Below are 10,360 nucleotides of genomic sequence, written 5' to 3'. Positions count from 1 at the left end.
GGATGCGCTTCGCTTATCCGAACTTCAGGGGAGGATATTGTAGGTCCGGTAAACGCGGTGCCATTGGGTAGAATTAGCTCGGAGTAACAGGTTTTGAGTATTTACAGGAAGTGATGGTGGTGGGGGAAGGATTACTCAGCGCTGCGCGCTTCACCCTTCGGGTCGTTGCCTGCGGCAACGCTTTCTCGCTGGCGCTCGAGTCGCACCTTGGTCGAAGCTTCTCATCCTTCCCCGCATGGGCAGAATATCTAATTGCGGATTCGTTTGAGAGTTCACGGACTTTTGAAAGTGATGGTGGTGGGGGAAGGATTACTCAGCGCTGCACGCTTCGCCCTTCGGGTCGTTGCCTGCGGCAACGCTCTCTCGCTGGCGCTCAAGTCAAACCTTGGTCGAAGCTTCTCATCCTTCCCCGCTTGGGCAGAATATTTAATCGCGGATTCGTTTGAGAGTTCACGGACTTTTGAAAGTGATGGTGGTGGGGGAAGGATTACTCAGCGCTGCGCGCTTCGCCCTTCGGGTCGTTGCCTGCGGCAACGCTCTCTCGCTGGCGCTCGAGTCGAACCTTGGTCGAAGCTTCTCATCCTTCCCCGCTTGGGCAGAATATTTAATTACGGATTCGTTTGAGAGTTCAGGGACTTTTGAAAGTGATGGTGGTGGGGGAAGGATTCGAACCTTCGAAGTCGATGACGGCAGATTTACAGTCTGCTCCCTTTGGCCGCTCGGGAACCCCACCAGGGGTAATTCAAATTTTGAGGTAATGCTTGAGATGGTGGTGGGGGAAGGATTCGAACCTTCGAAGTCGATGACGGCAGATTTACAGTCTGCTCCCTTTGGCCGCTCGGGAACCCCACCACGGGGTAATGCTTTTTACTGGCCTGCTCCCTTATCGGGAAGCGGGGCGCATCATATCAAATGACGCGCCGCTGTAAAGTGTTACGTTGAGAAAAATGAACTGGTTGCGTAATTTTCACCCGTAACGGATTAAAGGTAACCAGTTATTTTTGCTGGCGATTAAAGAATAATCGTCCGATTACCGTAAACAAAGACGCGCTGCGCCAGTACTTTGTAGAGTGCGCGACTTAAGACGTTTTTCTCGACGTCACGACCTGCGCGCATCATATCTTCAGCTGTGTAGGTATGATCGACATGAATAACGTCCTGCATGATGATTGGACCTTCGTCCAGATTGTCATTCACATAGTGAGCGGTTGCGCCAATAATCTTCACGCCACGTTCATAGGCCTGGTGATAAGGACGTGCGCCGATAAACGCTGGCAGGAATGAATGGTGAATATTGATGATCTTATTCGGGAAGCGTGCCACAAATTCTGGCGTTAATACCCGCATATACTTCGCCAGCACCACGTAGTCAGGCTGATAAGCATCAATGGCATCCGCCATCTTTTGATCGTGCTCGTTGCGGCTTAACCCTTCATGGCTTACCAGCTCAAACGGAATATCAAAACGCTCAACCAGAGAACGTAAAGTATCGTGGTTACCAATAACTGCCGCGATTTCGACATCCAGGCCGCCGTAATTGGCTTTCATCAACAAATCGCCAAGGCAATGCGCCTCTTTAGTGACCAGAATCACTATCCGGCGACGACCAGCAGGATTCAGCTCACGTACGGAGCCTTCTGGCAATGCGCTGTCGAGATCCGCCAGCAGGGTGGAATCATTAAAAATTCCTTCCAGTTCCGTGCGCATAAAAAAGCGCCCGGTACGGTGATCAACAAATTCATTGTTCTGTACGATATTTAACTCGTGCTTGTAGCAAATATTGGTAATACGTGCGATCAGACCTTTTTGGTCCGGACAAATAGTACGCAGAACTTTACGTTGGAGTGAATGCATTGCTGGAAAAACCTTGTTGAGAGTGTTTGCTAAACCGTACCGTCAACCATTATTGGCCGCAGCACTTTTTAAATTTTTTACCTGAACCACAAGGGCAGGGATCGTTGCGGCCAAACTGCGGACGTGTACCGTCAATATAGTACCATTGACCGTTTTCTTTCAAAAATCGCGAACGTTCAATGATTGCACCTGTTTTGCCACCTTCGGTATATCGCGCAACAAAACTGACAAATCCGATATTGTCGACGTCCTGCCAACAATGTTCAAATACGGTCAATCCTAACCATTCAGTATGCGCAAATCCGGCAATCAATTCGGCACGTAACGCCGCCGCTCCACAAGATGGATGCCAGGTCTTTATTAAATAATCTGCGTCTTTCATCACAAAAGCGCAGTAACGCGAACGCATGAGATGTTCTGGATCAGGTGCAACCTTTTCACCAGACACATAAGGGTGGCAACATAGGCTATACTCGACAGCACTACCACAGGGACAAAGCTGAGACACAAATAATCTCCCTGGAAACAATAACGGCGTATTAACCGCCTGAGTAGCACTATGTTAACCGAGCAGTAGCGATGTTGCTACGATTGCATTCCAGGGGAATCTTGCGGGAATAATGAGAAAGATAAAAATAGGGCTGGCGCTGGGATCTGGCGCGGCGAGAGGTTGGTCGCATATTGGCGTTATTAATGCGCTAAAAAAAGTGGGTATTGAAATTGATATCGTTGCAGGATGTTCAATTGGTTCGCTGGTGGGCGCTGCCTATGCATGCGATCGACTATCTGCGCTGGAAGATTGGGTGACCTCTTTCAGTTATTGGGATGTTTTACGCCTGATGGATCTCTCCTGGCAGCGCGGTGGGTTACTGCGCGGCGAGCGTGTCTTCAATCAATATCGCGAAATAATGCCGGAAACAGAGATCGAAAATTGTTCCCGTCGCTTCGCGGCTGTTGCCACCAATTTAAGTACTGGGCGCGAATTATGGTTTACAGAAGGCGATCTCCATCTTGCTATTCGTGCATCATGCAGTATTCCAGGACTAATGGCACCCGTTGCGCATAACGGCTACTGGCTGGTTGATGGCGCTGTAGTTAACCCAATTCCTATTTCGCTCACGCGTGCATTGGGTGCTGATATTGTGATAGCGGTCGACCTGCAGCACGATGCTCATTTGATGCAACAAGATCTGCTCTCCTTTAATGTCAGTGAAGAAAATAGCGAGAATGGTGATTCTCTGCCGTGGCATGCGCGTCTGAAAGAAAGGTTAGGCAGCATAACGACACGTCGGGCGGTGACAGCGCCAACGGCAACAGAGATTATGACCACTTCTATCCAGGTGCTGGAGAACCGCCTTAAAAGGAACCGCATGGCAGGTGATCCGCCCGATATTCTGATTCAACCTGTTTGCCCGCAAATATCTACGCTTGATTTCCATCGCGCGCACGCTGCCATTGCGGCCGGGCAGCTGGCAGTGGAAAAGAAAATGGACGAACTTTTGCCGTTGGTACGCACCAACATTTGACCAGAATTTTTATCTACACTTAAGTTAATTCTGACAGGCGCAGGTGGCAATAGCATGCCACTATTGAGTAAAGCCAGTCAGGGGAGAGAACATGACGCAGCCATTGGTCGGAAAACAGATTCTCATTGTTGAAGATGAGCAGGTATTTCGCTCGCTTCTGGATTCGTGGTTTTCCTCATTGGGAGCGACAACGGTACTAGCGGCTGATGGGGTGGATGCCCTTGAGTTGCTGGGAGGTTTCACTCCAGACCTGATGATATGTGATATCGCTATGCCACGAATGAACGGGCTTAAACTGCTGGAACATATACGCAACAGAGGTGACCAGACACCTGTTCTCGTGATATCTGCCACTGAAAATATGGCAGATATTGCCAAAGCGTTACGTCTGGGCGTTGAAGATGTTTTGCTGAAACCAGTTAAAGATCTGAATCGTTTGCGCGAGATGGTTTTTGCCTGTCTCTATCCCAGCATGTTTAATTCCCGCGTTGAGGAAGAGGAGAGGCTTTTTCGCGACTGGGATGCAATGGTTGATAACCCTGCCGCAGCGGCGAAATTATTACAGGAATTGCAACCGCCGGTTCAGCAGGTGATTTCCCATTGCCGGGTTAATTATCGTCAATTGGTTGCCGCGGACAAACCCGGCCTGGTGCTTGATATTGCCGCACTTTCGGAAAACGATCTGGCATTTTATTGCCTTGATGTCACCCGAGCTGGACATAATGGCGTACTTGCTGCCTTGTTATTACGCGCATTGTTTAACGGATTATTACAGGAACAGCTTGCACATCAAAATCAACGGTTGCCAGAGTTGGGCGCGTTATTGAAGCAGGTAAACCATTTACTCCGTCAGGCCAATCTGCCGGGGCAGTTTCCACTATTAGTTGGCTATTATCATCGCGAACTGAAAAATCTCATTCTGGTTTCTGCGGGTCTGAATGCGACGTTAAATACCGGCGAACACCAGGTGCAAATCAGTAATGGTGTTCCGTTAGGCACTTTAGGTAACGCTTATTTGAATCAATTGAGCCAGCGATGCGATGCCTGGCAATGCCAAATTTGGGGAACCGGTGGTCGGCTTCGCTTGATGTTGTCTGCAGAATGAGCAAACGATAACGCGGGCTAAATTTGCATTACCAGCTAATGTCGGCTGGTGGTACTATCGTCGCCATTCGTATAAGTAATTGTCTTAATTATGCTAACTCGCCTCCTTTTCAGAACTTAGCCCCTTCGGGGTGCTGATATACTGGGATGCGATACAGAAATATGAACACGTTCAAAACACGAACAGTCCAGGAGAATTTAAATGGCTGCCATTAATACGAAAGTCAAAAAAGCCGTTATCCCCGTTGCGGGATTAGGAACCAGGATGTTGCCGGCGACGAAAGCCATCCCGAAAGAGATGCTGCCACTTGTCGATAAGCCATTAATTCAATACGTCGTGAATGAATGTATTGCGGCTGGCATTACTGAAATTGTGCTGGTTACTCACTCATCTAAAAACTCGATTGAAAACCACTTTGATACCAGTTTTGAACTGGAAGCAATGCTGGAAAAACGTGTAAAACGTCAACTGCTTGATGAAGTGCAGTCTATTTGTCCGCCGCACGTGACTATTATGCAAGTTCGTCAGGGGCTGGCGAAAGGCCTGGGACATGCGGTATTGTGTGCTCACCCGGTAGTGGGTGATGAACCTGTGGCTGTTATTTTGCCTGACGTTATTCTGGATGAATATGAATCCGATTTGTCACAGGATAACCTGGCAGAGATGATCCGCCGCTTTGATGAAACGGGTCATAGCCAGATCATGGTTGAACCGGTTGCTGATGTTACCGCATATGGCGTTGTGGATTGCAAAGGCGTTGAATTAGCGCCGGGTGAAAGCGTACCGATGGTTGGTGTGGTAGAAAAACCGAAAGCGGATGTTGCGCCGTCTAATCTCGCTATTGTGGGTCGTTACGTACTTAGCGCGGATATTTGGCCGTTGCTGGCAAAAACCCCTCCGGGAGCTGGTGATGAAATTCAGCTCACCGACGCAATTGATATGCTGATCGAAAAAGAAACGGTGGAAGCCTATCATATGAAAGGGAAGAGCCATGACTGCGGTAATAAATTAGGTTACATGCAGGCCTTCGTTGAATACGGTATTCGTCATAACACCCTTGGCACGGAATTTAAAGCCTGGCTTGAAGAAGAGATGGGCATTAAGAAGTAACATCCGTATCGGTGTTATCCACGAAACGGCGTTGAGCAATCGACGCCGTTTTTTTATAGCTTATTCTTATTAAATTGTCTTAAACCGGACAATAAAAAATCCCGCCGATGGCGGGATTTTTAAGCAAGTGCAATCTACAAAAGATTATTGCTTGATCAGGAAATCGTCGAGGGATTTACCTTGCTCATCCATTGCTTTTTTGATTACAGCTGGAGTACGGCCCTGGCCAGTCCAGGTTTTAGTTTCGCCGTTTTCGTCAACGTAGCTATATTTTGCCGGACGCTGAGCACGTTTAGCTTTGGTGCCAGATTTAACGGCAGCAAGGCTATTCAGCAGTTCGTTCGGGTCAATACCGTCAGCGATCAGCATTTCGCGATATTGCTGCAGTTTACGAGTGCGCTCTTCAACTTCAGCAGCAGCCGCGCTTTCTTCTTCGCGACGTTCGTTAACAACAACTTCTAATTTTTCCAGCATTTCTTCCAGCGTTTCAAGTGTACATTCTCTTGCCTGCGCACGAAGAGTACGGATGTTGTTCAGAATTTTAAGTGCTTCGCTCATTGTAGTAATCTCAAACTTATATTGGGGTGGTTTGTTGAGGTAATAATAGAGCCTTAAATTCAGTTGTGCAATAGCCAGGAATGTAAGGAATTCAAAATTGTTCTTTATTTTGTGCCTCCAATAAATATCTTTTCATAAAATTAGCCAGAAAAGACGCGGCATATAGCCCTATTTGCGCCGATGATTTCGCAGCACGTGAGGTTAAAACTTCCTGATTCATGTCACATTTTATGGGGAGATTATCGTAGGCTGACGACCTTTCAGTCTTCTGTATTAGTCGTGTTTACGAGAATTCCCTATTAAGCGAATGATGAAAAGTAGAACAGTCGCAATAAGAGCAGGGACTTAGTATTGCACTATCTCCTGGAGGTCAACAGAGGGCTATTACTTGCGCAACGGGTTAAAGATTGTGAATAGTTACCAGCAGTCATTTACCCGCTTATAACAAGCGAGGCAGTTGTAATGATAGCTCAGAAGGATTATGCAAGGCTTCGTAAGGGAGAACGCATATACCACTTCTGTGCATACTGTTGAGCTGAAAAACTGACGAATTATGATAAACTCCAGCCAACTTTAATTCATATCATTGAGGGCCTGTGGCTGATGGCACAGCTATATTTCTACTATTCCGCAATGAATGCGGGTAAGTCTACAGCATTGTTGCAATCTTCATACAATTACCAGGAACGCGGCATGCGCACTGTCGTATATACGGCAGAAATTGACGATCGCTTTGGTGCCGGGAAAGTCAGTTCGCGTATAGGTTTGTCATCGCCTGCAAAATTATTTAACCAAAATTCATCATTATTTGATGAGATTCGTGCGGAACATGAACAGCAGGCAATTCATTGCGTACTGGTTGATGAATGCCAGTTTTTAACCAGACAACAAGTATATGAATTATCGGAGGTTGTCGATCAACTCGATATACCCGTACTTTGTTATGGTTTACGTACCGATTTTCGAGGTGAGTTATTTATTGGCAGCCAATACTTACTGGCATGGTCCGACAAACTGGTTGAATTAAAAACCATCTGTTTTTGTGGCCGCAAAGCAAGCATGGTGCTGCGTCTTGATCAAGCAGGCAGACCTTATAACGAAGGTGAGCAGGTGGTTATTGGTGGTAATGAACGCTACGTTTCTGTATGCCGTAAACACTATAAAGAAGCGTTAGAAGTCGGCTCATTAACGGCTATTCAGGAAAGGCATCGCCACGATTAATAAGAATTTCTTTACTGACAGGGTGAGCAGGGCGCTTTTATCCTGTCAGTTCGTTTTACTCACTTCATCCGGTGTATATACCCTTCTCGACAGTTCTTTAACGCCACTATACCCCTCACAGAGCGCTTTTACAGTGACGTTGACTTGTGACCTGTAAAGTACAATATCGCTGTGTGTAGGCGTTATACATCGCCGTAAATATGATGAAGGCAAATGCTGTCGGTTTATGGGAAAGTTGCTTTGGGTAAAACAAAAAAACGGCCCCAGAAGGGACCGTTTATGTTGCCAGACAGCGCTACTGATTAAGCGGATTTCTTCGCTTTTTTCTCAGCTTTAGCCGGAGCGGCTTCTTTTTTCGCTGCAGTTTCACCTTCTACATAATCACGACCGTAGTAGGTATCCAGCAGAATCTGTTTCAGCTCGGAGATCAGTGGGTAACGCGGGTTAGCGCCGGTGCACTGGTCATCGAATGCATCTTCAGACAGTTTATCCACATTCGCCAGGAAGTCTGCTTCCTGAACGCCAGCTTCACGGATAGATTTCGGAATACCCAGTTCAGCTTTCAGCGTTTCCAGCCATGCCAGCAGTTTCTCGATCTTAGCAGCAGTACGGTCGCCCGGTGCGCTCAGACCCAGGTGGTCAGCAATTTCAGCATAACGACGGCGAGCTTGCGGACGGTCATACTGGCTGAATGCAGTCTGCTTGGTCGGGTTGTCGTTCGCGTTGTAGCGAATAACGTTACAAATCAGCAGGGCGTTTGCCAGACCGTGCGGAATATGGAACTGGGAACCCAGTTTGTGCGCCATTGAGTGACATACACCCAGGAAGGCGTTCGCAAACGCGATACCCGCGATAGTTGCTGCACTGTGAACACGTTCACGCGCTACCGGATTTTTAGATCCTTCGTGGTAGGACGCTGGCAGATATTCTTTCAGCAGTTTCAGCGCCTGCAGAGCCTGACCATCAGAGAACTCAGATGCCAGTACAGAAACATAAGCTTCCATGGCGTGAGTTACTGCGTCCAGACCACCGAAAGCACACAGGGACTTCGGCATGTCCATAACCAGGTTGGCATCGACAATCGCCATATCCGGGGTCAGCGCATAGTCTGCCAGCGGATATTTCTGACCAGTAGCGTCGTCAGTTACAACCGCAAACGGAGTGACTTCAGAACCTGTACCAGAAGTGGTGGTGACAGCGATCATTTTCGCTTTCACGCCCATTTTCGGGAACTTGTAGATACGTTTACGGATATCCATAAAGCGCAGCGCCAGTTCTTCGAAGTGAGTTTCCGGATGTTCGTACATGACCCACATGATCTTCGCGGCATCCATCGGGGAACCACCACCCAGCGCGATAATCACGTCTGGTTTGAAGGAGTTTGCCAGTTCTGCACCTTTACGAACGATGCTCAGGGTCGGGTCAGCTTCTACTTCGAAGAAGACTTCAGTTTCAACGCCTGCTGCTTTCAGTACGGAAGTGATCTGATCAGCATAACCATTGTTGAACAGGAAGCGGTCAGTCACGATGAGCGCACGTTTGTGGCCATCAGTAATCACTTCATCCAGCGCGATTGGCAGGGAGCCACGGCGGAAGTAGATAGATTTCGGAAGTTTGTGCCACAACATGTTTTCAGCTCGCTTAGCAACGGTTTTCTTGTTGATCAGGTGTTTCGGACCAACGTTTTCAGAGATGGAGTTACCACCCCAGGAACCACAACCCAGAGTCAGGGAAGGTGCGAGTTTGAAGTTATACAGGTCACCGATACCACCCTGAGAAGCCGGGGTGTTAATCAGGATACGAGCCGTTTTCATTTTCTGACCGAAGTAAGAAACGCGAGCCGGTTGGTTATCCTGGTCAGTGTACAGGCAAGAGGTATGACCGATACCGCCCATAGCTACCAGTTTCTCTGCTTTTTCTACCGCGTCTTCGAAATCTTTAGCGCGGTACATTGCCAGAGTCGGGGACAGTTTTTCATGTGCGAACGGTTCGCTTTCATCAACAACGGTCACTTCACCGATCAGAATCTTGGTGTTTTCTGGTACAGAGAAGCCTGCCAGTTCAGCAATTTTATAGGCTGGCTGACCAACGATAGCCGCGTTCAGCGCACCGTTTTTCAGGATAACGTCCTGAACAGCTTTCAGCTCTTTACCCTGCAACAGATAGCCGCCATGGGTTGCGAAACGTTCACGTACTGCGTCATAAACAGAGTCAACAACAACAACAGACTGTTCAGAAGCACAGATTACGCCGTTGTCGAAGGTTTTGGACATCAGCACAGATGCAACTGCACGTTTGATATCAGCAGTTTCATCGATAACAACAGGCGTGTTACCCGCGCCTACACCGATAGCTGGTTTACCGGAGCTGTATGCGGCTTTAACCATGCCCGGACCACCAGTCGCGAGGATCAGGTTGATGTCTGGGTGGTGCATCAGTGCGTTAGACAGTTCAACCGAAGGTTGATCGATCCAGCCGATCAGATCTTTCGGAGCACCGGCAGCGATAGCAGCCTGCAGAACGATATCAGCTGCTTTGTTGGTTGCATCTTTTGCACGTGGGTGCGGGGAGAAGATAATGGCGTTACGGGTCTTCAGGCTGATCAGCGATTTGAAGATAGCAGTTGAAGTCGGGTTAGTGGTCGGAACGATACCGCAAATAATACCGATTGGTTCAGCGATAGTGATGGTACCAAAAGTGTCGTCTTCAGACAGAACACCACAGGTTTTTTCATCTTTATAGGCGTTGTAGATATATTCAGAAGCAAAGTGGTTTTTGATCACTTTATCTTCGACGATACCCATGCCGGATTCGGCAACGGCCATTTTCGCGAGTGGGATTCGAGCATCTGCGGCAGCCAGAGCGGCGGCGCGGAAGATTTTGTCTACTTGCTCTTGAGTGAAACTGGCATATTCACGCTGGGCTTTTTTTACACGCTCTACGAGTGCGTTAAGTTCAGCGACATTAGTAACAGCCATAATGCTCT

At 48.1% G+C, this 10,360-nt stretch carries 8 protein-coding genes, 2 tRNA genes and 3 other RNA genes; 4 read left to right on the top strand and 9 right to left on the bottom strand.

The window, feature by feature from the left end:
- Positions 1–114: 114 nt before the first annotated feature.
- From ACJHWK_RS21545 to ACJHWK_RS21515, 7 genes are all read right to left on the bottom strand, one after another.
- Positions 115–246: non-coding RNA, RtT sRNA (locus tag ACJHWK_RS21545), on the bottom strand.
- Positions 247–292: 46 nt separating this feature from the next.
- Positions 293–424: non-coding RNA, RtT sRNA (locus ACJHWK_RS21540), on the bottom strand.
- Between the two features lie 46 nt (positions 425–470).
- Positions 471–602, bottom strand: a non-coding RNA gene (locus ACJHWK_RS21535) — RtT sRNA.
- 46 nt (positions 603–648) lie between these two features.
- Positions 649–733, bottom strand: a tRNA-Tyr gene (locus ACJHWK_RS21530).
- A gap of 34 nt (positions 734–767) precedes the next feature.
- Positions 768–852: transfer RNA gene (locus tag ACJHWK_RS21525), tRNA-Tyr, on the bottom strand.
- 159 nt (positions 853–1,011) lie between these two features.
- Entirely contained in the window at positions 1,012–1,854 is an 843-nt protein-coding gene (purU, locus tag ACJHWK_RS21520; RefSeq protein ID WP_000555849.1) for a formyltetrahydrofolate deformylase, read from the bottom strand.
- 49 nt (positions 1,855–1,903) lie between these two features.
- On the bottom strand, positions 1,904–2,362 hold the full coding sequence (locus tag ACJHWK_RS21515) for a YchJ family protein (protein WP_001314642.1): 459 nt from the start codon (positions 2,360–2,362) through the stop codon (positions 1,904–1,906).
- Between the two features lie 112 nt (positions 2,363–2,474).
- On the opposite strand from ACJHWK_RS21515, the gene rssA reads away from it, so the two are divergent.
- The 3 genes from rssA to galU all read left to right on the top strand — a co-directional run bounded on the left by rssA (position 2,475) and on the right by galU (position 5,595).
- Entirely contained in the window at positions 2,475–3,380 is a 906-nt protein-coding gene (gene rssA, locus ACJHWK_RS21510) for a patatin-like phospholipase RssA (RefSeq protein WP_001226476.1), read from the top strand.
- Positions 3,381–3,471: 91 nt separating this feature from the next.
- Positions 3,472–4,485, top strand: coding sequence for a two-component system response regulator RssB (gene rssB, locus ACJHWK_RS21505; RefSeq protein ID WP_000193447.1), 1,014 nt, complete (start codon positions 3,472–3,474; stop codon positions 4,483–4,485).
- 201 nt (positions 4,486–4,686) lie between these two features.
- Positions 4,687–5,595 carry a UTP--glucose-1-phosphate uridylyltransferase GalU gene (gene galU, locus ACJHWK_RS21500; protein ID WP_000718995.1) on the top strand — a complete coding sequence of 303 codons (909 nt, stop codon included), beginning with the start codon at positions 4,687–4,689 and terminating at the stop codon, positions 5,593–5,595.
- Positions 5,596–5,739: 144 nt separating this feature from the next.
- Here the strand turns inward: galU and hns are convergent, their stop codons facing one another.
- The gene (gene hns, locus ACJHWK_RS21495; protein ID WP_001287378.1) at positions 5,740–6,153 is read right to left on the bottom strand and encodes a histone-like nucleoid-structuring protein H-NS; all 414 of its coding nucleotides are present in this window, start codon (positions 6,151–6,153) and stop codon (positions 5,740–5,742) included.
- A 603-nt stretch (positions 6,154–6,756) separates the two neighbouring features.
- On the opposite strand from hns, the gene tdk reads away from it, so the two are divergent.
- Positions 6,757–7,374, top strand: coding sequence for a thymidine kinase (tdk, locus tag ACJHWK_RS21490; protein ID WP_000068076.1), 618 nt, complete (start codon positions 6,757–6,759; stop codon positions 7,372–7,374).
- Positions 7,375–7,676: 302 nt separating this feature from the next.
- On the opposite strand, the gene adhE is transcribed toward tdk, so the two are convergent.
- Entirely contained in the window at positions 7,677–10,352 is a 2,676-nt protein-coding gene (adhE, locus tag ACJHWK_RS21485) for a bifunctional acetaldehyde-CoA/alcohol dehydrogenase (RefSeq protein WP_000301651.1), read from the bottom strand.
- Positions 10,353–10,360: the final 8 nt, after the last annotated feature.

The organism is Escherichia sp. WS547, assembly GCF_046486065.1.
Classification (GTDB): domain Bacteria; phylum Pseudomonadota; class Gammaproteobacteria; order Enterobacterales; family Enterobacteriaceae; genus Escherichia; species Escherichia coli.
Note: the sequence above shows the minus strand (reverse complement) of the source record. Positions and strands in the feature narration are given on the sequence as shown.

Excerpts from the sequence above, each read along its gene's own strand:
- adhE (WP_000301651.1), bottom strand. The coding sequence starts at position 10,352 with ATGGCTGTTACTAATGTCGCTGAACTTAACGCACTCGTAGAGCGTGTA.
- purU (WP_000555849.1), bottom strand. The coding sequence starts at position 1,854 with ATGCATTCACTCCAACGTAAAGTTCTGCGTACTATTTGTCCGGACCAA.
- hns (WP_001287378.1), bottom strand. The coding sequence starts at position 6,153 with ATGAGCGAAGCACTTAAAATTCTGAACAACATCCGTACTCTTCGTGCG.
- tdk (WP_000068076.1), top strand. The coding sequence starts at position 6,757 with ATGGCACAGCTATATTTCTACTATTCCGCAATGAATGCGGGTAAGTCT.
- rssB (WP_000193447.1), top strand. The coding sequence starts at position 3,472 with ATGACGCAGCCATTGGTCGGAAAACAGATTCTCATTGTTGAAGATGAG.
- rssA (WP_001226476.1), top strand. The coding sequence starts at position 2,475 with ATGAGAAAGATAAAAATAGGGCTGGCGCTGGGATCTGGCGCGGCGAGA.
- galU (WP_000718995.1), top strand. The coding sequence starts at position 4,687 with ATGGCTGCCATTAATACGAAAGTCAAAAAAGCCGTTATCCCCGTTGCG.